21 protein-coding genes are annotated in these 25,700 nt (G+C 69.6%); 4 read left to right on the forward strand and 17 right to left on the reverse strand.

All coding sequences use genetic code 11. The features are described 5' to 3' along the window. Positions 1-4: 4 nt before the first annotated feature. Positions 5-1,090: a sugar ABC transporter substrate-binding protein gene (locus ACZ5CR_RS23700; RefSeq protein WP_468860443.1), complete on the reverse strand. Its 1,086-nt coding sequence runs from the start codon at positions 1,088-1,090 to the stop codon at positions 5-7. 212 nt (positions 1,091-1,302) lie between these two features. On the opposite strand from ACZ5CR_RS23700, the gene ACZ5CR_RS23705 reads away from it, so the two are divergent. After that, on the forward strand, positions 1,303-2,004 hold the full coding sequence (locus tag ACZ5CR_RS23705) for a FadR/GntR family transcriptional regulator (RefSeq protein ID WP_468860445.1): 702 nt from the start codon (positions 1,303-1,305) through the stop codon (positions 2,002-2,004). Positions 2,005-2,147: 143 nt separating this feature from the next. Here the strand turns inward: ACZ5CR_RS23705 and ACZ5CR_RS23710 are convergent, their stop codons facing one another. The 5 genes from ACZ5CR_RS23710 to ACZ5CR_RS23730 form a co-directional block, all read right to left on the reverse strand. Then, positions 2,148-5,174, reverse strand: coding sequence for an alpha-mannosidase (locus tag ACZ5CR_RS23710; protein ID WP_468860447.1), 3,027 nt, complete (start codon positions 5,172-5,174; stop codon positions 2,148-2,150). Between the two features lie 245 nt (positions 5,175-5,419). Continuing rightward, the gene (locus tag ACZ5CR_RS23715; protein ID WP_468860450.1) at positions 5,420-6,745 is read right to left on the reverse strand and encodes a glycoside hydrolase 5 family protein; all 1,326 of its coding nucleotides are present in this window, start codon (positions 6,743-6,745) and stop codon (positions 5,420-5,422) included. A gap of 70 nt (positions 6,746-6,815) precedes the next feature. Continuing rightward, a complete protein-coding gene (locus ACZ5CR_RS23720) occupies positions 6,816-7,754 on the reverse strand; it encodes a carbohydrate ABC transporter permease (protein WP_468860453.1) in 939 nt (312 codons plus the stop codon). Then, positions 7,751-8,683 (reverse strand): carbohydrate ABC transporter permease, encoded by a 933-nt coding sequence (locus ACZ5CR_RS23725; RefSeq protein ID WP_468860455.1) that lies wholly within the window; start codon positions 8,681-8,683, stop codon positions 7,751-7,753. The genes ACZ5CR_RS23720 and ACZ5CR_RS23725 overlap by 4 nt, the downstream gene beginning before the upstream one ends. 23 nt (positions 8,684-8,706) lie before the next feature. Continuing rightward, positions 8,707-10,014 (reverse strand): extracellular solute-binding protein, encoded by a 1,308-nt coding sequence (locus ACZ5CR_RS23730; RefSeq protein WP_468860457.1) that lies wholly within the window; start codon positions 10,012-10,014, stop codon positions 8,707-8,709. A 251-nt stretch (positions 10,015-10,265) separates the two neighbouring features. On the opposite strand from ACZ5CR_RS23730, the gene ACZ5CR_RS23735 reads away from it, so the two are divergent. Beyond that, positions 10,266-11,282 (forward strand): LacI family DNA-binding transcriptional regulator, encoded by a 1,017-nt coding sequence (locus ACZ5CR_RS23735; RefSeq protein WP_468860459.1) that lies wholly within the window; start codon positions 10,266-10,268, stop codon positions 11,280-11,282. A gap of 56 nt (positions 11,283-11,338) precedes the next feature. Beyond that, positions 11,339-11,803 (forward strand): hypothetical protein, encoded by a 465-nt coding sequence (locus ACZ5CR_RS23740; protein ID WP_468860462.1) that lies wholly within the window; start codon positions 11,339-11,341, stop codon positions 11,801-11,803. Between the two features lie 101 nt (positions 11,804-11,904). On the opposite strand, the gene ACZ5CR_RS23745 is transcribed toward ACZ5CR_RS23740, so the two are convergent. The 7 genes from ACZ5CR_RS23745 to ACZ5CR_RS23775 all read right to left on the reverse strand — a co-directional run bounded on the left by ACZ5CR_RS23745 (position 11,905) and on the right by ACZ5CR_RS23775 (position 18,181). Then, complete coding sequence (locus ACZ5CR_RS23745; RefSeq protein ID WP_468860464.1) at positions 11,905-13,551, reverse strand: alpha-L-fucosidase; 1,647 nt, start codon at positions 13,549-13,551, stop codon at positions 11,905-11,907. Between the two features lie 76 nt (positions 13,552-13,627). Next, positions 13,628-15,520, reverse strand: a complete 1,893-nt coding sequence (locus tag ACZ5CR_RS23750; RefSeq protein ID WP_468860748.1) for a family 20 glycosylhydrolase — start codon at positions 15,518-15,520, stop codon at positions 13,628-13,630. Between the two features lie 137 nt (positions 15,521-15,657). Next, positions 15,658-15,924: a DUF4235 domain-containing protein gene (locus ACZ5CR_RS23755; protein WP_468860467.1), complete on the reverse strand. Its 267-nt coding sequence runs from the start codon at positions 15,922-15,924 to the stop codon at positions 15,658-15,660. Continuing rightward, on the reverse strand, positions 15,921-16,361 hold the full coding sequence (locus ACZ5CR_RS23760) for a DUF3618 domain-containing protein (protein WP_468860469.1): 441 nt from the start codon (positions 16,359-16,361) through the stop codon (positions 15,921-15,923). The genes ACZ5CR_RS23755 and ACZ5CR_RS23760 overlap by 4 nt, the downstream gene beginning before the upstream one ends. After that, a complete protein-coding gene (locus tag ACZ5CR_RS23765; RefSeq protein WP_468860471.1) occupies positions 16,358-16,798 on the reverse strand; it encodes a phage holin family protein in 441 nt (146 codons plus the stop codon). The genes ACZ5CR_RS23760 and ACZ5CR_RS23765 overlap by 4 nt, the downstream gene beginning before the upstream one ends. A gap of 103 nt (positions 16,799-16,901) precedes the next feature. Continuing rightward, entirely contained in the window at positions 16,902-17,888 is a 987-nt protein-coding gene (locus tag ACZ5CR_RS23770; RefSeq protein WP_468860473.1) for a YihY/virulence factor BrkB family protein, read from the reverse strand. A 119-nt stretch (positions 17,889-18,007) separates the two neighbouring features. Continuing rightward, a complete protein-coding gene (locus tag ACZ5CR_RS23775; protein ID WP_468860476.1) occupies positions 18,008-18,181 on the reverse strand; it encodes a hypothetical protein in 174 nt (57 codons plus the stop codon). A 307-nt stretch (positions 18,182-18,488) separates the two neighbouring features. Here ACZ5CR_RS23775 and ACZ5CR_RS23780 point away from each other — a divergent pair, with 307 nt between their 5' ends. Continuing rightward, positions 18,489-19,313 (forward strand): SDR family oxidoreductase, encoded by an 825-nt coding sequence (locus ACZ5CR_RS23780; RefSeq protein WP_468860479.1) that lies wholly within the window; start codon positions 18,489-18,491, stop codon positions 19,311-19,313. 74 nt (positions 19,314-19,387) lie between these two features. On the opposite strand, the gene ACZ5CR_RS23785 is transcribed toward ACZ5CR_RS23780, so the two are convergent. The 4 genes from ACZ5CR_RS23785 to ACZ5CR_RS23800 all read right to left on the reverse strand — a co-directional run bounded on the left by ACZ5CR_RS23785 (position 19,388) and on the right by ACZ5CR_RS23800 (position 25,697). Next, positions 19,388-20,893, reverse strand: a complete 1,506-nt coding sequence (locus ACZ5CR_RS23785) for an SDR family NAD(P)-dependent oxidoreductase (RefSeq protein ID WP_468860481.1) — start codon at positions 20,891-20,893, stop codon at positions 19,388-19,390. Between the two features lie 70 nt (positions 20,894-20,963). Then, positions 20,964-22,337 (reverse strand): wax ester/triacylglycerol synthase family O-acyltransferase, encoded by a 1,374-nt coding sequence (locus tag ACZ5CR_RS23790; protein WP_468860482.1) that lies wholly within the window; start codon positions 22,335-22,337, stop codon positions 20,964-20,966. 175 nt (positions 22,338-22,512) lie between these two features. Beyond that, on the reverse strand, positions 22,513-24,867 hold the full coding sequence (locus tag ACZ5CR_RS23795; protein WP_468860484.1) for a GH92 family glycosyl hydrolase: 2,355 nt from the start codon (positions 24,865-24,867) through the stop codon (positions 22,513-22,515). 116 nt (positions 24,868-24,983) lie between these two features. Beyond that, entirely contained in the window at positions 24,984-25,697 is a 714-nt protein-coding gene (locus tag ACZ5CR_RS23800; protein ID WP_468860750.1) for a hypothetical protein, read from the reverse strand. Positions 25,698-25,700 lie beyond the last annotated feature (3 nt).

A 25,700-nucleotide genomic window follows, 5' to 3' on the forward strand; every position in this document is an offset into this window, starting at 1 on the left:
GTACTCATTTGACCGTGTTGCCCCACAGCTTGGAGTCGTCCACGTTCTCCTTGGTGACCAGCGGAGCGGGCAGCTGGTCCTCGAGAATGCCGCTGGGCAGCTTCACGATGGTGGAGTCGTGGTCGGTCGGTCCTGGCTTGAACTTCTTCCCGTTCATGGCGGCCTTGATGTAGAACATCCCGTACTTGGCGTACGCGTCGGCGGGCTGCGACACCGTGGCGTCGATCTGGCCCTTGCGGATGGCGTCGAACTCCTGCGGGATGCCGTCGTTGGAGATGACGGTGATGTGCCCCTTCTGGCCCGCCTTCTTCAGCATTCCCTTGGACTTCAGGGTCTGCACGGTGGGCGCGAGGTAGACGCCGCCCGCCTGCATGTAGATGCCCTTGATGTCGGGGTTGGAGTTGAGCAGCGTGTCCAGCTTCGATGCGGCCGTGTCGGACTCCCACTTGGCGGGGATCTCCAGGACCTTGAGTCCCGGGTACTTCTTCTTCACGCAGGTGCGGAACGCCTCGGAGCGCTCGCGGCCGTTGACGGAGGCGAGGTCTCCCATGATCTGGACGACCTTGCCGGTCTTGACCTGCTCGCCGAGGTAGTCACAGGCCTTCTCGCCGTACGAGACGTTGTTGGCCCGCACCACCATCGCGACCTTGCCCTTCTCGGGGGCCACGTCGACGGCGACCACGGGCACGCCCTTGCGTTCGGCCTGGTCGAGCCCGGCGGAGATCGCGGCGCTGTCGAGGGGCGCGACGACCAGACCCTTGACCCCCTGGTTGAGCTGGTTGTTGATGTCGGTGATCTGCTGCGAGGGATCACTGTTGGAGTTGACCGTCTTCAGCGCGTCGACGTCCTCGGACTTCGCCATCTTGGGCACGTAGTCGTTGTACGACTGCCAGAACGGCGAGGTCAGCAGGGGCAGGATCACCCCGACCTTGCCCTCCCCGCCGCCTTCGCCGCCCGCGGGCGCCGCGCTGTCCTTCGTACTGCCGCATGCCGTGAGCACGAGGGACGCGCAGGCCGCCGCGGCGGCGATCCGCGCCGCCCGCGAAATCCCTGCCCTGCTGGACCTGTTGCGCACTGTTCTGCCGGTCATCTGACGGCTCCTCATCGAGCGTGAATCGGGCGAAGTCCTAGTTGCGTACTGGCGAGACTCAGTGAGCCCCAGCGACTGATGGGCGAATATTTATCAGACCACTTGGCGCTCACAACACCCCTCGACGCCAAGTTTTCCTCGTTTCAGGCCGTAGTGGTCCGACCACATCTCTGATTAGACTGCGGCGCAGCCGGCTAGTGGAGGAGCGTTACGTGGACCAGACCGCCCCGCAGAAGGGCACCGTGACCGGGCGGGCCATCGAGCAGATCAAGGCGATGATCGGAGAGGGCCGACTCGAACCGGGCGAACGGCTGCCGACGGAACGGGACTTGGCCACGCAGCTCGGCATCTCGCGGAGTTCGATGCGGGAGGCGATTCGCGCGCTCACGGTGATGGGCGTCCTGGAGGCCCGCCACGGCTCGGGCATCTACGTCACTCAACTGGAGGCCGGCGACCTCCTGGAGACCTTCGGCGTCGTGGCCGACCTGTCACGCGGACCCCGGCTCGTGGAACTCCTGGAGGTACGCCGGGTCCTCGAATCCACGGCGACGGCGCTGGCGGCGGCCCGCATCTCGGCCGATCAACTGGCGGATGTGGAAAAGCACTTGGAGGCGATGAACGCCACGGAGGACCCGGAGGAGATCCTCTCCCACGACCTGGCGTTCCACCGCACGATCGCCTTCGCCGCGGGCAACGACACGATGGCGGCGATCCTGGAGGGCCTGTCCTCACGCACGTTCCGCGCACGGGTATGGCGCGGCTACCAGGAGGAGGACGCCTTCGAGCGGACGCGACGGGAACACGCGCGCATCCACCGGGCGCTGGTGGCCCGCGATCCGGAGGCGGCGCGGGCCGCGGCGGCGGCGCATGTGGGTGAGGTGGAGGAGTGGATGCGGGCGCAGCTGGACGGGTAGGGCGTCCTGGCCGACCGTGTGTGCCCCGGTGATGTCCCGGGGCGCGACGACGCAGGCGGGGGGGGGGGGCCCCCCCCCCCCCCCCCCCCCCCCCCCCGCGCCTGAGCGCTGCGACCTCGGCTCAGCCTCTCTTCAGCGAGACATCACGCCCGCGTCAGCCGCAGCGTCACCAGCTCGAACGGCCGCAGCGTCAGCGCGACACCGTCACCCGAGCGCACCGGCGCCGCGGCGTCCGCGAGGGGCCGCTCAAGGAGGTCCGTCACCTCTACGGAGCCGACCGGGAAGCCCGCGGTCAGCGTCGCCTTGGCCCGGCCGCCGCGCGACTCGTGGAAACGGACGACCACGTCACCGCTGCCGTCGTCGGCGAGCTTGATCGCCGTGACGACCACGGCGTCGTTGTCGACCGTCACCAGCGGGGCCACCTCCGCGCCGCCGGTGATCCGCCGCTCGGGGAGGTTGATCCGGTAGCCCTCCCGCACCGCGTCGCCGATCCCCGCCCCCGGAACGAGCGCGTGCCGGAAGCGGTGGACTCCCTGGTCCGTCTCGGGGTCGGGGAAGCGCGGGGCGCGAAGGAGCGAGGCGCGCACCGTCGTGGTCGTACCGGCGTCCGACGCGCGCACCGTACGTGTCACGTCATGGCCGTACGTAGAGTCGTTCACAAGGGCGACACCCCACCCCGGCTCCTCCATGTGCACGAAGCGGTGGTTGCACGCCTCGAACTTGGCGGCCTCCCAGCTCGTGTTGGTGTGCGTGGCCCGGTAGAAGTGGCCGAACTGCGTCTCCGATGCGTACCGCTCCGCGTGGATGTCCAGCGGGAACGCCAGCTTCAGGAACTTCTCCGTCTCGTGCCAGTCGACCTCCGTGTCGATGTCCAGGCGGGTGGAACCGGGCGTCAGGGAGAGCACTTGCGTGAGCCGCGAGTCGCCGAAGGTCCGCACGACACGGACCGACGCGCCGTCCTCGCCCGCCTCGACCTCGTCCGCCTCCGTCAGATCGGTGACCGTGTTCCGGTAGAACTCGTCGACGTCCCACGCGTCCCACATGTTCGGGAAGTCGGCGTGGATCTGCGGCAGGTTCGCCGCCTGGCCGGGTGCGACGGTCTCCCGGTCGGCCGCGATGTCGTACGCCGAGACGATCAGGCCGCGCGCGTCGATCTCCACCCGCAGCAGGCCGTTGTCGAGGACGTAACCGCCGTCGGCGCGCGAGGCGATCGCCGACTGGCCGTCGATGGCGGCGGGGCGGGCGCCGCCCGCGGGCACGCCGTCGCGGGTGTGCGGGGTGGAGTTGAAGACGAGGGTGCCCGTGCTGCCGCCGTCGCCCGCCAGCGCGCGCTGGGCCGCTTCGATGATGCCGTTCAGCTCGTCGGCGACCGCCGCGTACGTCGCACGCGCCTCCCTGTGCACCCAGGCGATGGACGAACCGGGCAGGATGTCGTGGAACTGGTGGAGCAGGACCGTCTTCCAGACGCGGTCCAACTCCTCGTAGGGGTAGGCGAACTCCGGCGCCCGGACCGCCGCCGTGGCCGCCCAGAGCTCCGCCTCCCGCAGCAGGTGCTCGCTGCGGCGGTTGCCCTGCTTGGTGCCCGCCTGGCTGGTGAGGGTGGCGCGGTGGAGCTCCAGGTACAGCTCGCCCACCCAGACGGGGGCGTTCGGGTACTCCGCCTCGGCCTTCTCGAAGAAGGCGGCGGGGGTCTCCCACTCGACGGTCGCGGAACCCTCCAGGTCACGGAGGCGTCCCGCCTTCGCGATCATCTCGCGGGTGGTGCCGCCGCCTCCGTCGCCCCAGCCGGTCGGCGCCAGGGAGTGCCGGGCGACTCCCTTGTCCTTGAAGTTCTTCGCCGCGTGGGCGATCTCGCTGCCCTTCATCGAGCAGTTGTAGGTGTCGACGGGCGGGAAGTGCGTGAAGATCCGGGTGCCGTCGATGCCTTCCCAGTTGAAGGTGTGGTGCGGGAAGCGGTTGGTCTGCGACCAGGAGATCTTCTGCGTCAACAGCCACTTGGATCCTGCCGCCTTGATGATCTGCGGAAGACCGGCGGCGAAGCCGAAGGTGTCGGGCAGCCACGCCTCGTCGTTCTCGATGCCGAACTCGTCCAGGAAGAACCGCTTGCCGTGCACGAACTGGCGGGCCATCGCCTCCGAACCCGGCATGTTCGTGTCCGACTCGACCCACATGCCGCCCGCGGGCACGAACCGCCCGTCCGCGACCGCCTTCTTGACCTTCGCCCACACCTCGGGCCTGTGCTCCTTGACCCACGCCCACTGCTGCGCCTGCGACATCGCGAAGACGAAGTCCGGCTCGTCCTCGATGAGCGCGGTCATGTTCGACGTCGTACGCGCGACCTTGCGCACCGTCTCGCGCAGCGGCCACAGCCACGCCGAGTCGATGTGCGCGTGGCCCACGGCGCTGATGCGGTGGGCCGAGGGTTCGGCGGGGGTGGTCAGGACGCCTTCGAGCTCGGCGCGGGCCGCGGGCGCCGAACCGTTCACGTCCTGGAGGTCCACGGCGTCCAGGGCGCGGCCGATGGCACGTACGACGGCGTAGCGGCGCCCGGAGTCCTCGGGCAGCTCCAGCATGAGCTCGCCGAGCACTTCGAGGTCGATGACCAGCTGCCACACGGTCTCGTCGAAGACGGCGAGGTCCATGCGGGCGAGCTTGTACTGGGGCTCACTGCCTGCCGTCTCCTTGTCGCCGAGCTGCGTGGGCAGGAAGGGGTGGTAGTCGAGGATGACGGGGTTGGACGCGGCCTCGATGTGCAGCTTGACGTCTTCGCCGCCGGTTGCCGGGGCGGCGATCCGCACCCACTGGTTGCGGGGGTTGAGGCCCTTCACCGGGGTGCCGTCGGGGCGGTAGACCAGGCCTTCGCACTGGAAGCCGGGCATGTTCTCGTCGAAGCCGAGGTCGAGGATGGCCTCGACGGTCTTCCCCGCCCATTCCGTGGGCACGGTGCCCGTCACCTGGAACCAGCTGGTGGACCAGGGGGCGCCCCAGGCGGCGCCTGCCTTAGTCGGCTCGGGCGTGGCGGCGAGGCCCTCTTCGACCGGCACGGGCTCGCCGGGGGCGGTCCATACGGCGATGTCCAGGGGGATGGACTCGGGGTAGACGGCGGGGCGGATGCGCTCGTCGAGGACACGCTTGAGGCGGGCTTCTACGAGGGTGCGGTCGTCGTGCATGGTGCTCTCCGTTTGTGTGTGGGGTGCGGGTGAGGGGGGGCGGTTCATTTCCCCGGCCCGCGTACCGTTGATCACCGGCTGCGCCGAGTTCGTCCTCAAACGCCGGACAGGCTGATTCCTTCAACCCTCCGGCGTTTGAGGAGCGGGGGTCTGGGGGCGGAGCCCCCTGCGCGGCGGAGGGGGCGGAGCCGCCAATAGATACAGCCGGGAAGGGGCGGGGTCGGGGAAAGAACCCCTTCTTCGACCTAGCCGACCTCCCCCGCCCGCACGACCTCCGTGATACCCCGCGCAGCCAGATGCGCGGAGTCACCCGCCCTGCTCGCCAGGACGGTAGTGGGCCGGACCCCGTCCGCGACCAGGCGGGCGAACGTCTCGAACACCGCGCCCCCGGGCGCACACGCGGACCGCCCCGCGGGATCGTCGTCGACCACCAGAGCGGTCCCCCGCACCGCGGGCGCGTACTTGCGCCCCCGCCACTCCTTGGCGATCCGGGCCAACGCCTCACCCCCGGGCTTGACCCGGCCGTCATTGGTGAACAGGCCCAGGCCGTATTCGAGTTCGGGGAAGTCCGCCAGCGAACGCGACACATCGTGCGAGCACCACCACGTCACCCCCCACACGTCCGCGCAGTCGAGCGCCGCCTCCACCGTCGCCTCGGTGAAGGACGCCGCGCGCTCGGCGGGGATGAGGGGAGCGGGCGCGCCCACCTCCTGGAGCCAGACGGGTCGGTGCGGATCGTCCGCCCATGCCTTGGACAGCTCGATCATGTACGCCGCGTGGTGCGCGGTGGCGATCCCGTCACGCCCGTGCCGCTGGGCCGTGCCGTTGAACACCCAGGAGTGCACGGCGGTCGCGCCGCCGAGCCGCGCGGCCTGGGCCGGGGTGAAGGGCTGGTCGTCCTGGTACCAGGCGGCGTCGTACTCGGCGTGCAGATGGAGCTTGCCGGGGGCGCCCTCCTCGCACGCGGCGAGGACCCGCCGCAGCCACTCCCCCGCCTGCTCCTGCGTGATGCGGTCCGGATCGGGGTGCGGTCCCGCCGAGAACTGGTTGACCTCGTTGCCGATGGTCATGCCGATGAAGTTCGGCCGGTCGGCAAGGGCGGCGGCGAGCGTGCGCAAGTACGTGACCTCCCCCTCCACCACATCGGGGTCGGTGAAGATGTTCCGCCGGTGCCACGTCTGCGTCCACGCGGGCAGGAAGTCGAAGCTCGACAGGTGCCCCTGCAGTCCGTCGACGTTGACGTCGAGCCCGCGCTCGGCCGCGGCGTCCGCGAGGGCGACGAGCTGCTCCACTGCACGGGGCCTGATCAGGGTGCGATTGGGCTGGAAGTACGGCCAGATCGGGAAGACCCGGATGTGATCGAGCCCGAGATCGGCGATCGCGTCGAGATCGGCGCGCACGGCGTCGATGTCGAAGTCGAGCCAGTGGTGGAACCAGCCCTGGCTGGGCGTGTAGTTCGCGCCGAAGCGCGGCGCCGACGGTACGGGCTGTTCCGACGGCGCGGACGGTGCGGGCTGTTCCGACGATGCGGGCGGTGCGTCGGCGGAAGGCACACGAGTGGTGCTGGGCATGCGAGTCCTGGTTCTCGGGGGTGTGGGGGCCCGGTGCGGGGCCCGGGGTACGGAAATGCGGCGGCTGCGCTCAGCCCTTCACGGCGCCCTCGCCCACCCCGCGGAAGAAGTACCGCTGCAGACAGGCGAAGAGCACGATCAGCGGAAGCACGGCGATGACCGTGCCCGCGGCGACGAGCCGTTCGTCGTTGGCGAAGGTGCCGTGCAGATAGTTCAGGCCGATGGTCAGGGTGAACCTGTCCGGGTCGCTCAGCACGATCAGCGGCCAAAGGAAGTCGTCCCACGCGCCCATGAAGGCGAAGATCGCCACCACGGCGAGGGTGCCCTTGACCGCGGGCAGGGCGATCCGCAGGAACCGCTGCCATACGTTCGCGCCGTCGACGTAGGCCGCTTCCTCGATCTCGTACGGCAGGTTCAGGAAGGCGTTGCGCATCAGCAGGACGTTGAGCGCGGAGACGCACCCGGGCAGCAGCACACCGATGAGGGTGTTGTTCAGGCCCAGCTCCCGCATGGTCGTGAACTGGGCGATGATGATGCCCTCCACGGGCACCAGCATGGCGAGGATGAAGACCACCGTGGCGGCCCTGCGGCCCCGGTAGCGCAGGCGCGCGAGGGCGTAGCCGGCGAGAGTGGCGCCCACGCAGTTGGTCACCACGTTGGCGGCGGCCACCTTCAGGGAGTTGAGCGCGTAGTCCCAGACGGGGATGGTGTCGGCGACCCGCTCGTAGTTGTGGAGGGTCGGGCTGCCAGGAAGGAACTTGGGCGGGGAGCTGAAGATGTTCTCGTGCGGCCCCTTCAGGGATGTGGACAGCTGCCACAGGAAGGGGCCGACCATCAACGCCAGTACGGCGAGCAGGAGTCCGTAGCGCAGGACGATCTCCCACACGGACATCCGGCGGCCGTTCTCGTCGGTGATCCGCCCGCGCTTGCGGGCGCCGTCCTTCCGGACCTTCCCCGCCGCCTTCTTCTCCGCCCGCTCGGCCTTCGGTGTGTCCGTCGCGATGCTCATGCGTCCTCCTTCCGGTCCGCGCGCAGCACGAGCAGCATCAGCGCGACGGTGACGACGAAGACGACGACCGAGATGGCCGACGCGTACCCGACGCGGCCGGTCAGGCCCGTGCCGACGCGCTGCACCAGCATCACGAGCGTGGTGTCCTCGCCCGCCGGACCGCCGTTGGGTCCGGCCATCAGATAGACCTCGGAGAACACCTTGAAGGCGGCGACCGAGGACAGTGCGGCGACCAGGACCATCGTGGAACGCACGGCGGGCACGGTGACGGTGAAGAAGCGGCGTACGGAACCCGCGCCGTCCACCGACGCCGCCTCGTGCAGCTCTCGCGGCACGTTGGCGAGGGCGGCCAGGTAAATGATCATGTAGTAGCCCAGGCCCTTCCAGACCGTGACCGTCATGGCGCTCAGCAGAAGCAGCCACTGGTCGCTGAGGAAGCCGACCGAGCCGACGCCCACCGCCTCGAGCAGCGCGTTGACCAGACCCCGTTCATCCAGCATCCACACCCAGATCAAGCCCACCACGACGATGGACGCGACCACCGGCGTGTAGAAGGCGGACCGGAAGAAGGTGATGCCGGGTATGTGCTTCTGGACGAGCATCGCGAGCAGCAGCGGCAGCAGGACGAGCGCGGGGACGACCCCGACGACGTAGAGCGCCGAGTTGCGCAGGCCGATCCAGAACATGTCGTCGTGCAGCAGCTCGCGGAAGTTGTCCAGGCCGACGTACTCCCCCGGTATCAGGGTCCGCTTGTCGGTGAAGGAGTTGATAAGCGTGCTGACGAACGGATAGAGGATGAAGATGCCGACGATCAGCAGTCCGGGCGCGGCGAACAACCAGGGGCTCGACGGCAGTTGACGCCTGATGCGGCGCCGTGGACCGCCGTCGGCGGCGGCACGGGGAACGGTGACGGCGCTGGAGCTTTTCATAGTGGTGGTCCTGTGTCGTCTTCTCAGCTCTGCTTCAGCAGCCGGTCGCAGTTCTTGACAGCGTTGTCAAGCGCTTCCTTGGGGCTCTCCTTGCCCTGCAGGGCCTTGCCCACGCTGTTGCGCAGCTCGATCTTCATCTGCTCGCTGAACAGCACGGGCGTGTAGTTCACCGCGGTCTTGATGGACTTGGCGGCGGCGATGCGCACGCGCGTGTCGTCCGTCCCGTCGTCCTTGGTGAAGTACGGGTCGTCGAGCGAGCCCTCCGTGCTGGGGAAGATCGCGACCTTCTTGGCGAAGGACATCTGGTGCTCGGCATCCGTCACGTAGTGGGCGAAGGCCACGGCGGCGGGGGTCTGCTTGGTGCGCGTGTTGACCATCACCCCCATGACGTACATGTTGTCCTTGCCCGTGTTGGTGATCTGCGGGGTGATCCCGATGTTCTTGTAGAGGGAGGGCGCCTCCTTCTTGAACTTGCCGAGGTCCAGGGCGCTTCCGGGGTTCATGGCGACGGCCTCGGTGAGGAACTTCTTGCCCGTCGACTCGGGTGTCGCGTTGAGCGCCTGACCGTCCAGCGCCTTGGCGTCGTACAACTCCTTGTACTTCTTGAGGAGTTCGACCCCCTTGGCGCTGTTGAAGGTGAACTTGGTCCCGTCCTTGTCCATCAGCGGTACGCCGTAGCGGCCGAAGTCCTCGATGGTGGGGATGTTGGCGAGCGTGGCGGTCTTGCCCTTGCTCTTCTTCGACAGCTGCATGGCATCGTCGAAGAGGTCGTCGAACGTCGTCGGGGGCTTCTCGGCGTCGAGCCCCGCACCCTCGAAGAGCCGCTTGTTGTAGAAGAGCGGCCCGGTGTTCAGGTACCAGGGGAAGGCGTACGTCCCTTCCGTACCCGGTATCTGGTGGCTCTTCCACGCCCCCGGCAGGTACTCCTTCTCGTACTTACCCGCGGCCTTGTCGAGGTCGAGCGCGAGTCCGGCCTTGGCGAGCGGGGCCACCAGGTCGGGCGAGACGTTGACGACGTCGGGGAGGGTGCCGGCCGCCGCGTCGGCGCTGATCTTGTCGGCGTAGCCCTCGCCGGGCTGGTCGACCCAGTGCACCTTCGTGCCCGGGTACTTCTTCTCGAAGCCCTTGACGACGCCTTCGAAGTACGGCTTGAAGTTCGCCTTCAGGTTCCAGGTCTGGAAGGTGATCTCGCCCTCGATCTTGCCGGACGCGTCCGTCGAGCCGCCGCTGCCACCTCCTCCGCCGCAGGCGCTCAACGGCAGGAGCACGGCGAGGGCGGCGGCAGCGGCGGCTGCCCTTCTGGTGATGCGGGGGTGGTGGGAGATACGCACGGTGAAACGGCTCCTTTGCTCGGCCCAGCGTGAGGCAGACCCTGCATGGAACTACGGTAAAAAGTCAATGGATTCGTTGAACAATCCTTGCCATCCTCATCAACTATGCAGGTCAGAGCGGTCTGTTCGACTTCTTGCAGGGATCGACTAATGCGCTTTAGAGTGTGCTGGCTCAAGCGCATTAGTCTGCGCGCCACAGGAAAGGGGCATCACCGGTGCAAGGCAAGCGGTCCCCGGCACGCCGGCCGACCATGAAGGACATCGCGCGCCGTGCCGGAGTCTCCGAGAGCGCCGTGTCCTTCGCGCTCAACGACCGGCCAGGAGTCTCCGAGATCACCCGCGACCGGGTCCGCAGGGTCGCCGAGCAACTGGGCTGGCACCCGAGCACGGCGGCGCGCGCGCTGTCCGGTGAGGGCTCGGCGACGGTGGGCCTCGTGGTGGCGAGGCCCGCGGGGACGCTGGGCGTCGACTCGTTCTTCCTACAGCTGATCTCGGGCATCCAAGAGGTCCTGGCGGAGCGTCAGCTGGGCCTGCTCTTCCAGGTGGCGGAGGACGTGACCGCCGAGTGCGCGGTCTACCAGCGGTGGTGGGCCGAGCGTCGGGTGGACGGTGTCCTGGTCGTGGACCCGCGCACGGACGACCCCCGTCCCGCACTCCTCGACGAGCTCGGGCTGCCCGCCGTGGTCACGGGCGGCGTGCCGGACCCGGACGTGCACCATCCGGGCCTCTCCACCGTCTGGGCGGACGACGCGGGCGCGATGGCATCGATCGTGGACCACTTGCACGCCCTCGGACACCGCCGCATCGTGCACATCGCGGGTCTGCCGGGACTCGCCCACACGGAGCGGCGGATCCGCACGCTGCGGGCCGAGGCGCGGCGGCGCGGCCTGTCCGAGGTCCGCTCGGTGACCACGGACTACTCGGACGCGGAGGGAGCCGCGGTGACACGGCGCGTGCTCTTGGCCGCGTCACCGCCGACGGCGCTCGTGTACGACAACGACGTCATGGCGGTCGCCGGGGTCGCCGCGGCGGCCTCGCTCGGGTTCGGCGTACCGGGGGACGTGTCGGTGATCGCCTGGGAGGACTCGGCGCTGTGCCGGATGGTGCACCCCTGGCTGACGGCGCTGTCGCGCGACACGACGTCCTTCGGCCGGACAGCCGCCCGCGAGCTCCTGTCCCTCCTGGACGACGGCCCCGCGGCCACGGTCCAGGTACCGCTGCCCACGCTCATCGAGCGGGAGAGCACAGGGCCGGTGAGCGGGGGCTGAGCTGTCCTGCCCGGTCCGGCGACAGGTCTGTCGTACCCCGCCGTTACGGTGCCGGTATGGCGGACATCTACGAACTCTCGATCGCGCTGGACCTGCGTGACGATCTCTCCGAGGAGCAGATCGCCGAGCTCCGGTGGCATCTCGGCCTGGGCCCTCGGCCGGTGACGCTGACCGTGGTGCGCGCATTCCCTGTCGTGGTGGAGGACGACAGGGGCGAACTCGTCACGGAGGACGAACCCGCGCCGCTCCTGGGATGCCATGACGCGGCCTTCAAGGTGAACGGAGCTCTCACCACCGTGCTGCTCCGGCGCAAGGCAGGCTGGGCGCTGACGGCTCGGCAGGAGATCCACCCGGACGACTTCGATCGCGTCGGCGAACTGCTCACGTGGCTTGCGACCAAGGCCGAGGGCCACCACGAGCGGTTCGACGGCTCCATCCGCGTCGGCTGGACCAGGTTCTACGAGGAGGATGAGACCAGCCCTCTGACGGTGCGCAGCGGCGGGGTCGACTGGCCCTCGTGAGGCACGTGGACGGAGGTCGCGCTCATGGACGTCGTCGTCCTTGGGCGCGCCCCCAAGAGACCGCCCCTCATCCACGAGCGCGACCCCCGAGAGACCGTCCCCTACACCCGCGACCGGTACAGGCCGAACTCCGCAAGCCGCACCGCCCCGCGCGATCCCGTCACCCGAAGCCGCCACTCCCGCGCCTGTACCGGCGCGGCCAGCGTGAGGACCCGGCTCGCCCCCACCGTGTCCACCTCCGTCACTCGGGACCACCCTGCCCCGGCGGACACCCGCGCCTCGATCACCGCGTGCTCAAGTTGCTGACCATGCCGGATCTCCTCCCCGAGCCGGATCCGGTCGACCTCGCGCGCCTTGCCCAGGTCGACCGTGAGCGTCCCCCGGGAGGGCGCCGGGCACGCCCACGCCGTGTCCGGGTCGCCGTCGACCGCGTACGACGCGCGGCGACCGTCGCCGCGCACCCGCGTGCCCCGCGCGAGGTCCTGCGGCAGCTCGCGCCCGATCCGCTCGCGGAACTCCCGCAGCCGCGCCACGTCCGCCTCGGGGAGCAGCCCCCGCTTGTCCGGCGGGATGTTCAGGAGCAGCACGGAGTTCCGGCCCACCGACCGGAACCAGATGTCCGTCAACTGCTCGACCGACTTGGGCTGTTCGTCCTCGTGGTAGAACCACCCCGGCCTGATCGAGACGTCACACTCCGCCGGCCACCACTGCACGTACTGGGCGACGGCCCTCGCCTCGGCCAGTGCCTCCCGGCTCCCCTGGTCGGGCGCGTCGTACTTCAGGGCGTAGTCGATGCTCCCGTTCCCCGAGTCCTTGACGGGGACGACGCTCCACTCGTTCTCGCGCGCGAGTCCGCCCTCGTTGCCGACCCACCGGACGTCGGGGCCGCGCACGGCGACCGTCGCGTCCGGGGCCAGGGCGCGGATGACCGCGTACCAGCTGTCCCAGTCGTACGTCTCGACCTTCTCCGGCGGGATGCGACCCTGCGCCCCGTCGAACCACACCTCGTCGATGGGCCCGTACTCGGTGAGCACCTCGTACAGCTGGTTGAGCATGTGCGCGCCGTAGTCGGTCGCGTCCAGGGTGAACGACCGCGCGGCGGCTTCGCCCGTCCGGTCGTCACCGTCCACCGGCGTGGGAATGGTGCGCCGCGAGCGCGCGCTGCCGTTGGCGTAGACGCCGTGCAGGTACTGGTTCTCGTCGGCGGGCGAGATGTAGACGCCCACCTTGATGCCGTACCGACGCAGCGAGTCGGCGAACGAGCGCAGTACGTCACCCTTTCCGCTCTGCCAACTACTGCTGATCACACTGTGCTTGGTGTAGCGCGAGGGGTAGAGCACGAAGCCGTCATGGTGCTTGACCGTGAGGATGGCGAGCTTGAAGCCGCCGTCGCGCAGGGCCCGCGCCCACTGGTCGGTGTCGAGTCCTGACGGCTGGAAGACATCGGGGTTCTCATCGCCCGTGCCCCATTCGAGGCCGGTGAAGGTGTTGACGCCGAAGTGCAGGAACGCGGTCTGCTCAAGGCGCTGCCAGGCGATCTGCCGTTCGGTGGGCCGGACGTGGGACGCCTTGGTGACGACCTCGTCCGGGGAGTCCTTGGGGTTGATCGGGATGCGGTAGGGCGGTTCCGGGGCAGCCTTGGCGGCAGTGCCCACGGAGCCGGGCGCCGCGAGAGCGAGGGAACTGCTCGACGCGGCGACGGCCGTGGTGACGGCGGCACTCACGAAAAGACGTCTGCTGACAGTCATGGGGGTGCGGGTCTCCCTGTCGGGTCTCTGGCGATGGGATCAGCGGGGGCAGCGGAGGGCAGGGGATCAAGGGGGATCAGCCCGTGGTCAAGGTCCAGGCGGCCGGGGTGCGTTGATCCGCCGGGTACTGCTGGAGCCGCCCGTCATCGGCGACGTACACGGACATGCGGGTGATCGCGTTCGTCAGCCGGAAGCCGTCCGACACCTTCACCAGCTGCCACCGCTGCAAGGTGTTCGCCGCGCTGCACGTCTCCCGCGTGACCGAACTACCCGGCTCCAGCGGCACGTTGAGCGTGAGCTTGCCGCTCCGCGTCTCCAGGCAGGTGCCGTCCGCCGTGGACTTCAGCGTCGCGTAGCCGTCGGCGGTGCGCTTGATCTCGTAGGCGGCGGGCTCCGCCTGCCCCTTGGTGTCGCGCAGGGTGTACGTTCCGTCCGCCACCGGCGTCTTCGTCAGGTCCTGCCAACCCGGCGCGTGACCGACCGACTTGGCGCGTGCGGTGAAGTCGGCGTACGTCGGGTCCGGGTGCGGTGACCCCCAGGTGACCTGGGCGACATGACTGAGCGGCATCGCCATGGACGCCGCGACCTCGTTCTCGGTCTCGCCCCGGCCGTTGTCGGGCCACAGGCTGATTTTCGCGCCGGTGATGCCGTCCCGCGAGGCCAGCTTCTCGCCCTCGAAGCTGCGCGGGTCCCACTCCTTGTCGTACAGCGCCTTGGTGTCGGTGTGGAATCCGCCACGGACGAGGTAGAGGGAGTATGCGGCGTTCTGCAACGGGTGTCCCTGGGCGATGAGTTGGCTCGGCTTCGTCTTCACGTCGAGCCAGTGCTCCACGCTCGTCCCCGCCGCGACCGGCACCGTGTTCGCTCCGGTCAGGCCGTCGTTCCAGATGCGCAGCTGCTTTCCCTTGCCCGCCGCGTACGCGTGCACGCGGTTCACGAAGTCGACGAAGGCGTCCTGCGGGGTCGCGTTCTCGCCGTACTTCTTCTTCGCGTATTCGAGGATGTGGGGGTACTTGGCGAAGTCCGAGCCGAGCATGTACTCGTCGGCGCCCATGTGCCAGGACTTCGCGGGGAACACCTCGGCGTACTCGTCGATGAGGCTCGTGTAGTACGCGAAGGCCTCGTCCTTGGTGACGTCGAGGCGCGACGGCTGCGGCTCGCCGTCGGAGTCGGTGAGCTGGAGGTCGGTGCGCTTCTCCAGCCAAGGGTCCATGTGGCCCGGGGAGTTGATCTCCGGGATGATCGTGACGTGGTACTTCTCGCCGAGGGCGACGAGGCGGCGTATCTCGCTCTTGGAGTAGTAGCCCCAGCTGTTGGCCTCGGGGTGCTTCTCGCTCTTCACCTTGAGTTCGAGGAGCAGCTGGTTCTGCTTGTTGTACGCCATGTCGCGCACGAGGTTCTCGAGCCAGGGCGTCGAGATGTGGATGTAGCAGGCGCAGACGCCCACTCCGCGCTCTGTGTACCGGGGCACGTCGACCGTGCGCCCTGCCGGTAGGCGGTCGCTCCGCGCGAGGAGCTGGAGGAGCGTGCGGGTGCCGTAGAAGGCTCCGGCGCCGGTCGCGCCGGTGATCTCCAGGCGTTTACCCGCGCGGAGTTCGTACCCTTCGGCGCCGAGCGGCTTCCGTGCGGGAGCGACGTCGATCACGATGTCGCCGTCGCGCGGGGCGCCTGTCGTGACCGGCACCCGGCCCTCGCCCGCGGCGCGCAGATCGTCTGCGAGGGTGCGGGCGACTTCCCGCGCCGCCTGCCCGTGCGCGACGAGGCGGGTGGCAGGACCGTAGAGGTAACTCCCCTTCCCCGGCGTCCAGTCGGCTAGGGCGGGGACGGTGCGGGGCGGGTCCGTGACGGGCTGCGGGGTCCCGGCGGCCTGGGCCGCCGGGAACGGTGCCGCGAGCGTCAGCAGGGCCACCGCGACGACTCCTCCGAGTCGGCGGAGCCGCGCACGGGGCGGCGCCAACATCATGCGCATGTCAGTCATGACATCCGATGATTCAAGCGCCTCATCAGGGTGTCAATGCATTGCCCTCAGCGGGGACTTGGACATTTACGCCGACCCACATCGATCCATCGGATGAATTGTGGGCCCCGTCCGCGGTCCGCACCTCGTCAGCCCGGCCAAGTGCCCGTCAACCGGTGCGCGGCGACGGCGCCGCCTCGGTCGACGGCCGCCTTGACCACGGCGAAGATCGCGCCCTGCAAGGTGGCCGCCAGCAGGATCTCGCCCCAGCCACGGTCCTTGTCGGTGGCGTCGGGTGCGTCCTCATCGTGGCCGACCACCTTCCACGCCTGTTTGAAGAGTCCGCCCGCGGCCACACCGGCGAGCGCGCCGAGCGCGAGTCCGACCGGCTTGTACGCGATCTTCGATGCCTTCACACCGCGCTCCCCTGCTTCCGCTTGCGCCGCACCAGTACGTACGTGACGAAGAGCGTCGCGCCACTGGCCGCGAGAAAGGCCGTGCGGCGGTTGCGGACCTGCTCCGGCGCCTTGTCCTGCCACACCTCAGTGGCCTGCTCGGCCACGGCCTTCACCTGTCCGGTGGCCGTGGCCGCCTTGTCCTTGACCTGGTCGGGCACCTTGTCCTGGAGCACGTGGGCAGCCTCGGCGGCCTTCGCGACCGCCTGCCCGCTCAGCTCCGCCGCCTTGGTGGCCGTCTGGCCCTTGATCGCGACCGCCTTGTCCTGCGCCCGGGCCTTGACGTCCGCCTTGGCCGCCAGCGCCTCGACCGTCTCTCCCAGATCGTGCCGGGTTCGCTCGACCTTCGCGCGCAGTTCCCCGGCGCCGGCGGTGTGCTTGTCGTGGGACTGGGTCATCGCTGTGCACTCTCCTTGATCTCTGCGACATCGGCCTTCACGCCGCCGATGGCCTGCTCGGGGATCGGCGGGGCGGCCTTGCCGACTTCCTTCTTGCCGGTCAATGCCAGTACCGCGGCGATCAGACCGAGGACGGCGGTGACGATGAGACCCGCGGCCCACACCGGAAGCGGCACGGCGAGGCCCGCGATCGCGGTGGCGACGAGAGCCTGCAGGGTGAGGAAGCCGACGAGACCGGCTCCACCGAACAACCCGCCGCCCTTGCCGTAGCGCCTGGTCTTCTCCTTCATCTCCGCCTGGGCCAGACGCATCTCGCCGCGCACCAGCTCCGTCAGTTGCTGTGACGCGCGCTGCACAAGATCGCCCACCGGCTCGCTGCGGGGGACGGTCCGTCCGCCGGTGTCACGGCCTGTGGTGTGCGGGTCTGTCTGGGCCATCGTCATCAACCTCCTGTTCTGTTCCGCGGCCGAGTACCCCGATCTCCGCGATCGGCACATCGTCGAGGGCCGCGATCATGTCGGGCGGGCGTGTCGGGCGGTGTCACTCCTCCATGCGCCGCCGGTCCTGGTCGTCCCACGCGCGGGTGTCGCGGGGCGGTACGTAGGGCTCCTCCTCAGGAGGAAGACCACCGGCGATGGCACGCTGACGGGACAGCTCCGCGTCGAACTCCAGGCCGAGCAGGATGGCGATGTTGCTGAGCCACAGCCACACGAGGAAGATGATCACTCCGGCCAGGGCGCCGTAGGTCTTGTTGTAGGAACTGAAGTTCCCCACGTAGAAGGCGAATCCGGCCGAGGCGACCAGCCAGACCAGCAGGGCGATCACGCTGCCGGGACTGACCCACCTGAAACCGCGGCCCTTCACGTTCGGCGTCGCCCAGAACAGCAGGCCGATCATGAAGGTCACCAGGACGACGAGGACCGGCCACTTCGCGATCGACCAAGCGGTCAGCGCCGCGTCACCGACCCCCAGGGCCGAACCCACGGCGTGGGCGAGACCGCCGGTGAACACCACGATGAGCGCGCTGATGACGGCCAGCGTCAGGAGCACCACCGTCACCCCCACCCGGACCGGCAGAACCTTCCACACGGGCCGCCCCTCCGGGATGTCGTACACGGCGTTGGCGGTGCGGATGAACGCCCCCACGTACCCGGATGACGCCCACACGGCAAGCACGAGGCCGACCACCGCCATGACGGAGCCGATGCCGCCCTGGCCCCGCAACTGCTGCACGGCGTCGCTGATGATGTCCCTCGCCGAACCGGGCGCGAGCTTCTTGAGATTCTCCATGAGGGAGTCGATGGCCGACTCCCCCACGACGCCGAGGAGGGAGACGAGGACCAGGAGTGTCGGAAACAGCGAGAGCACCCCGTAGTAGGTCAGCGCCGCCGCCCGGTCGGCCAGCTCATCGTCCTTGAACTCCCGGACCACGCCGGTGACGACCGCCCGCCATGACCGCTTCGGCAACTGCGTCGGTTCGACCGGCGCGCGGTCCGCGCCGTACTCGGCATCCGATGTCCCGTTCATACTTCCCGGAGTAACCCGCTACGGCCCGGCCATGCACGGTTCGGACCGGCATCGCACGGCACCGCACGCCGCGTGCCCCCTGCCGGTGTCGGCAGGGGGCACGCGGCGAAGCGGAGGGATCAGTCGATACCGGGGAGGATGTGCGGCTCCGCGAGGTCGTCCTCGTAGCCGGCAAGACGGATCGGGGCCGCTTTGGCCCACGAGTCCAGGTTGCTGAGCTTGCGTGGCCTGACGGCCCGCTCGCCGCCGCGTTCCGCCGGTCGCTTTTCCTGCTTCGTCAAATCTGGTGTCACCGCGCACTCCTCTGTGTCGCGTAACGGAAGGACAAGGGCAGTTCGGTCGCGGTGGCGCCGTTGGCAGGGCGGGATCGCGGCCACGGTTGCGAGCCTGTCCCGGGGCGGCTGAGGGGTGCTTGTGGATCCCCTGGAGGCCGTCCGTTCGCCTCAGATTAACCAAATGAGCGCGCTCACGCTCTATGGGTTCGGCCGAAGGGGTGGATTTCAGACAGTTGGTGATGGTGTGGGGGTGGCCGATGGGCCGGAAACACCCCAACGGGTCGACCCCATGGGCCTTTCCGTATCTCCATGGGACCGTACGGGGATGACTTCTGCGCAGGCACGGGAGGGCGCGGTGGCTCTGGTGACCGGAGCCTCGCGAGGGATCGGGCTCGCTGTGGCGCGAGGCCTCGCGGAGTCCGGACATCGCCTTGTCATCACCGCCCGCGCGCCGGACGCCCTTCAGGCTGCGGTGGCCGAACTGCGTGCGGACGGCGCGGAGGCCGTCGGATGCGCGGGCGGCGTGGCTGATTCCGCTCGGGCGCAGGCGTGCGTGGCCCTCGCGATGAGCGAGTTCGGGCGCCTTGACGTGCTGGTGAACAACGCGGCGACGAACGCCCCTTACGGCGCGCTGATGGACGTCGACCTCACCCGGTGGCGCGCCGCCTTCACCGTGAACGTCGAGGCCGCGCTGCGCCTGACGCAGCTCGCCTGGCGGGCCTGGATGGGCGAGCACGGCGGCGCGGTGGTGAACATCTGCACCGAGGGCGCGTCCCATGTGGGGCCGAACGTGGGCGCGTACGGCACCAGTAAGGCGGCGCTCCTGCACCTGACCGCCCAGCTGGCGGGCGAACTGGCGCCCTCGGTACGGGTCAACTCCGTGTCCCCCGGACTCATCCGCACCGAGATGGCCCGCTTCGTGTGGGACGGTGCCGAGGAGCAGCTCGCCGCGAGCCTGCCGCTCGGCCGCATCGGCGAGCCGGAGGACGTGGCGCGGGCGGTGGCTTGGCTGATCTCGGATGCGGCCGAATGGGTGACCGGCGCGGATGTGCTCGTGGACGGCGGTACGCGGGTGCGGGCGGCCGCCGCCGACAAGGCATCCTCGTACGCCGTGCACGAGCGGCTGCGCGCGACGACCGGCGAGGCCTGACACGCCGTACAAGGCGAGGCCTGACAGGCCGTACAGGACGTACGTTCAAGTACGGGAGGGCGACCGCCCCTCCCCTACCACTTGCCGGGTGCGTAGTCCTTGAGGAAGACACCGAACAGGTCCTCGCCCGCCTCGCCCCGCACGACCGGGTCGTAGACCCGTGCCGCGCCGTCGATCAGGTCGAGCGGGGCGTGGAAGCCCTCGTCGGCCAGGCGCAGCTTGTCGTAGTGCGGGCGCTCGTCGGTGATCCAGCCGGTGTCGATCGAGGTCATGAGGATGCCGTCGCTCTGGAACATCTCCTGGGCGCTGGTCCGCGTCACCATGTTCATCGCGGCCTTGGCGGCGTTCGTGTTCGGGTGGCCGGCGCCCTTGTAACCGCGGCCGAAGACGCCCTCCATCGCGGAGACGTTGACGACGTAGGAGCGGCCGCTCGACGCCTTGCCCGCGGCGTCGGCCATCGCCGGACGCAGCGCGCTGATCAGGATGAACGGCGAGGTGTAGTTGCACAGCTGGGTCTCGAGGAGCTCCACCGGGGAGATCTGCTCGATGGTCTGCACCCAGGTGTTGCTCTCGACGACGTCCGGGACCAGGCCGCCCGCGTCGATGGCGGTGCCGTCGAGGTGCCGGGCGACGCTGGCGTTGCCCGCGACGAGGGCGAGGTCGGCGACCTGCTGTGCTTCCAGGCCACTGGTGCCGAGGGGCAGCGCGGCCAGGCCGTCGACCGCTCCGGAGTTGAAGGCGCCGATGACGGAGTGGGCGGGCAGCTCCCCGGCGGGCAGCGGCGCGCCCTCGCCGTCGACCAGGGCGGCGTACGCGGAGGGCAGGCGGCGCACGGTCTGCGTCGCGTTGTTGATCAGGATGTCGAGCGGTCCTGCCGCGGCGACCCGCTCGGCGAGCGCGACGGACTGGGCCGGGTCGCGCAGGTCGATGCCGACGACCTCCAGGCGGTGCAGCCAGTCCGCCGAGTCGTCCATCGCCTTGAAGCGGCGGATGGCGTCCTTGGGGAAGCGCGTCGTGATGGTGGTGTGGGCGCCGTCACGCAGGAGGCGCAGCGCGATGTACATGCCAATCTTGGCGCGGCCGCCGGTGAGCAGCGCGCGCTTGCCGGTGAGGTCGGTACGTGCGTCTCGCTTGGAGCGGTTGAGGCGGGCACAGTCCTGACACAGCTGGTGGTAGAAATAGTCGACTTCCACGAACCGGGTCTTGCAGGTGTAGCAGGAGCGCGGGCGCTGGAGTATCCCCGCGATCCTGCCCTCCTCGGTCTGCGAGGACGGCAGCAGACCCTCGGTCTCGTCGTCGATCCGCTCGGCGGAGCCGGTGGCGGTGGCCTCGGTGACGGCCTTGTCGTGCGCGGTCTTGGCGGCCCGGCGGTCCTGGCGGCGGCGCTGCTTCACGGTCCGGTAGATCCCGGCCGTGGCGCGGCGCACCGCGATCGCGTCGGGGTGGTCGACGTCCAGCTTGTCGAGCTCGTCGAGCACGCTGAGGCAGACGGCGAGCCGGTCGGGGTCGATGCCGGGGCCGAATTCGACGGCCTCTTCGGCCGGACCGGCAGCCTCCGGGCTGTCCTCTGTCACCGTCATCGCCGCTGTCCTCGCGTCACTCATGCCGCGGCTCGTCTGAGTGACCGCGGAAGCTCCAAAGAAGAGAACTTTACGTAGCGAAGGACCCCTCTACCAAACTCGGACGGTCCACGCACGCCTCGACGAGCCCCGCGAGCTCCTCCCGGACGCTGCGCGCGAGGACATCCAGGTCGGGTACGGCCACCGCGTCCGCGACCAGACCGAAGTGCACCCGGCCCCGGTACGTCGACACCGCGACGGCGAGCGCCTGCCCCTGGGCGAGCGGCGCGAAGGGGTACACGGCGACGAGCGGGCAGCCGCCGAGTCTCAGGCCGAGGCTGGGCAGCGGGACGCTGGTGACGAGGATGTCGAAGAGCAGCCTGGCGGCCTGCGCGACCACGGGACCGCCGATGCGGTGGCCGATCGGCGGCACATGATCGGCGAGCAGTGCGACCGCGCCCGCGCCCCGGTTCGGGCCCGCGTCCTTGTTGCGGTCCATGGCGGCCCGCACCGCCCGCAGCCGCGCGACCGGGTCCGGGTCGCCGACGGGCAGCCGGACCAGATACCCGGAGAGCCGGTTGCCGGGCGGCTGCGCGCCGCGCGGCCTGCGCCGGGAGACGGGCACCAGGGCGCGCGGCTCCACGCCCTCGCTGCCGTCGCCACGCTCGTCGAGCCAGCGGCGCAGGGCTCCCGCGACCACGGCGATCAGTACGTCGTTGACGGTGCCGCCCACGGTCTTGCGCACGCGGTGCACGTCGTCCAGGTCCAGCAGCACCCCCGCGGTGCGCCGCGTGCCGGTGGCCTGAGACGTGAGGGCGGCCGATGACCGGGCGCCCAGGGTCGCGCGGGCGACGGCCGAGCCGATGTCCAGGGCCTGCCCCACATCGGCGACGGTGTCGCGGACAAGGCCGGGCAGCTTGCGCGGGTCGGGCAGCCAGGACCAGCGGGAGGCCTCGGGCTCCACGGGCGCCGGGCGCGGGGCGGGCAGGTCCACGGGGTCCATGATCGCCGCGGCGAGCATCAGGGCGCGAAGACCGTCCGCGAGCGCGTGGTGGAACTTGAAGAGGACGGCGAAGGATGTGCCGTCCTGCCCCGGCAGGACATGCGCCTCCCACGGCGGCCTCTCGCGCTCCAGGGGGCACTGCATGAGCACGCCCGCCGCGTCGTGGAAGTCCGGCACCGGATCGGCGAGACGGACGTGGTGCAGCGGGTCGAAGGCGGGCGCGGGCGCCCGGACGGCCGCGCCGACCGGCAGCAGGATCGAACGGATCCGAAGTCGCAGTCCGGGCACGGCCGCCGCACGTGAGGCGAGGAGCTGGGCGGCGTGCTCGGCCGCGCCCGGCGAGTCGGCGTCAAAGACTCCAAGTGCCCCCAGGTGCATCGGGTGTTCCGCGGACTCGAGGTTCCAGAAGGCGAGGTCGAGGGGTGCGAGCAGGTCGGATGGCTCAGCGGTCGGAGTATTCAACGGGCTGCTCTCGCGTCGAGGACGATGCGGGGGATGACTGACGTGAAGGAGCAGTCAATCGCCGATGCGCGACTACGGTCAAGTACGATCAAGCTACGCACAGTTAACAACAGGTTAAGGCCCGCCCCTCTGGGAGAGGCGGGCCTGATGGTGCGCAAGTGGCGTATGTCTTACGTCACTTCAGAGCGGACTTCAGAGCGGGCGGGGCCGCGCTCGTCGACGTACCCCACTGGGAGGGCTTGTCGCCCACCGTGAAGGAGAGTTCGCGGGTGTCGCGGATGTCCTCGGTCGTCAGGTACGTCTTGCCGTAGTCGGCGCCGTCCGCGCGGGCCGACTGGATGTACCGGTCGGTGTCCGATGTGCCGTGCGCCTTCACCGTGAGGCGCCCCTTCGGGTAGTAGCGGCGGTCGAGAGTGAGGTCGACGCGCTCGAAGACGGGCGTCGACAGGCCCCACGTGTCCGTGCCGGGCTGGACCGGGAAGACACCGATCGAGGACAGCACGTTCCATGCGGACATGGTGCCGAGGTCGTCGTTCCCGGTCATGCCGGTCGGGGTGTCCGTGAAGAGCGTGAGCGCGGCGTGCACCACGTCGGTGGTCTTCCACGGCTGGCCCGTCGAGAGATAGGTGTACGGGGCGATGAGGTCGGGCTCGTTCTGCGGGTTGTACTTGTCCGCGTTGTAGTAGTCGTAAGGACCGTTGACCCACACCTCGCGCGCGGTCTTCGCCGGGTCCTTCAGGAGCTCCTCGTAGGCGAAGAAGGAGTCGAGGCGGTCGTTGGCGGCCTGCTTGCCGCCGATGAGGTCGACCATGCCGGGCAGGTCCTGCGGGACGAGCCACTGGTACTGCCAGGACGTGCCCTCGTGGAAGCCTTCGCTCTTGGCGGGGTCGGCGGGCCCGGTGAAGGCCCCCTCCGCGTCGCGCGCCCGGAAGAACCCTGTCGAGTCGTCGAAGATCTTCCGGTAGTTCTGCGCACGGTCCGCGTACCGCTTGGCGTCGGCCTCGTGCCCGAGCTCACCGGCCATCTGACCGAGCATCGCGTCCGAGAGGGCGTACTCCAGGGTCGCGGAGGCACCGTGGTCGTAGTCGGAGTCGCCGGGCTTGGCGTGCGGGCGGCCCTTGATGTACGGCGCGAAACCGTCGCTCAGGTACTCCTTGTTGGCCTCGCGGCCCACGGGTGCCGAGTCGGTGGGCGGTACGCCGTCCGCGTTCTTCTTCAGCGCGCGGTACGCCTCCTCCTCATGACCCTTGAGCAGACCCTGCTGGTAGGCGTTGGTGAGGAAGGGGGTGACCGGGTCGCCCGTCATGATGTTCGTCTCGACCGTGCCGTAGCCCCACTTGGGCAGCCAGCCGCTCTCCTCGTCGATCTTGAGGACGGAGAGGGCCATGTCGCGGGACTCGTGCGGCGCGAGCAGGGACAGGAGCTGCGCCTGGGTGCGGTAGGTGTCCCAGAGCGACCAGTTCTGGTAGTACGTGAACCCCTTAGCCCGGTGGGTCTTCTGGTCCCAGCCCGTGTAACGGCCGTCGACGTCGCTGCCGATGTTCGGCGCGAGGAAGGAGCGGTAGAGGGACGAGTAGAAGGTGCGGCGCACGGTCTCGCTGCCGCCCTGCGCCTGCACGTCGTCGAGCCGGTCCTCCCATGCCCGCTGGGCTGCCTTCTCCACTCGGTCGTACGAACGTCCGCCCTCCGTACGGAGGTTGAGCGCCGCGCCCTTGGCGTCGACGTACGAGAGAGCTGTCGTCGCCTCGACGGTGCGGTCCTTGGACGTGTCGAAGCGGACGTACGCGCCGTTGCGCTCCTCGCCCGCCGACGACTTCTTGGAGCCCGCGGTGACGGTGTCGCCCTTCCAGGTGCCCGATGTGGTGAAGGGCCGGTCGAAGCGGGTGATCGTGTAGACCGTGTACGGCTTCGTGTCCTGGCAGAAGCCGCTGCCGGTGATCGCCGTGCGGACCGTGCGGCTGTCGAGGATCTCGACCTTGGTGCTGCCCGTCTTGTGCAACGACTGGCCCGCGTTGAGAAGGACGTTGGCCTTGTCGGTGGCGGGGAAGGTGTAGCGCTGCACGCCGGTGCGCTCGGTGGCGGTCAGCTCGGCGTCGATGCCGGACTTGAGACCCACCTTGTACGAGCCGGGGCTCGCCTTCTCGTCGTCATGACTGAACTCCGCCGCGTACTTGGCGTAGTCCGTCTCCTTGACGTCACCCGTGGTGGGAAGGACCGGCAGATCGCCGCCCAACCCGCAGCCCACGCCCGAGAGATGGACGGTCGAGAAGCCGCGGATATGGGTGTCGGAGTGGTCGTAACCGGTGTTGTGCCCGGTGTCGGGCGAGAACTGGACCATGCCGAAGGGCACGGCCGCGCCGGGATAGGTGTTCCCCTCGTTCTCGGTCCCGATGAACGGGTTGACCAGATCGGTCAGTCGACCGTCCCGCGCCGGGGCGGCCTGCGCCGCCGGTATGGCGAGTGCGCCACCGAGGAGCGCGGCCGCGGCCACCGCCACACCCGTACCGCGTAGCTGTCGAGTCCATCTCATGGGTGGGAACGCCTCCTTGGACAACGTTGTCAAAGCGCGGAACGCGATCATTCTTCGATGGTCGCGTCGCGTGCGTCAAGGGGTGGGAGCCAGGGAGAGGAGAGGGGCTGCGGCTCTCAGGCGGTGTGCAGCCAGATCCGCAGCGGTCCGACCGGGATGAACCCCTGGCCGACTGCCGCGTCGAGGCTCTCGCCGCTCTCGTATCCGACGACGGGCAGGCCGGGCCAGAGCCTCGCGACCTCCGTCAGGCAACCGGCCCAGGCCGCCTCCTCCGCGCCCGGCGCGTCGCCCGCCGCGAACAAGTTGGAGACGCCGATCACGGAACCGCCGCGGCTCGCGATGGCGCCCGCGACGATCGTGCCGTCCAAGGAGGTTCCGGCCAGGAACGTCGAGTCCCCGGCGAGCAGCTCGGGCCGGAACAGACCCTCGCCCTCCTCTCCGTCGTTCCAGGCGGTCTCCCACGCGGGCAGCGAATCGGCGCTCTTGAGCGGCTCCCAGCTGACGCCGGGCGGTCCCACGGGCGCCGCGCCCGCGGGGCGGTGGATCCACTGCGCCTCGAAGAGCACCTCGAAGCCCATCGGCTCCAGGTCGAGGCAGGCGAAGCTGTCCTTGACCGAGCAGCCCGGTGACTCCATGTCGATCCGCGCCACCAGATCGGCCGCCGACGCCTCGGGGGTGAGCGAGACGGCGTCCGGATACAGCGGCGGCGTCCGTCGCGCGCTGCTCCACACCCCAGGACCGAACTCCCCCGACACGCCGTGCGCGCGGCAGACCTCGTCGCACCACTCGGCGTTGTTGCGGGCCGCGGCCCCTGCCCACTCGTTCTCGATGTT

It is taken from the genome of Streptomyces sp. NPDC031274, from assembly GCF_055570235.1.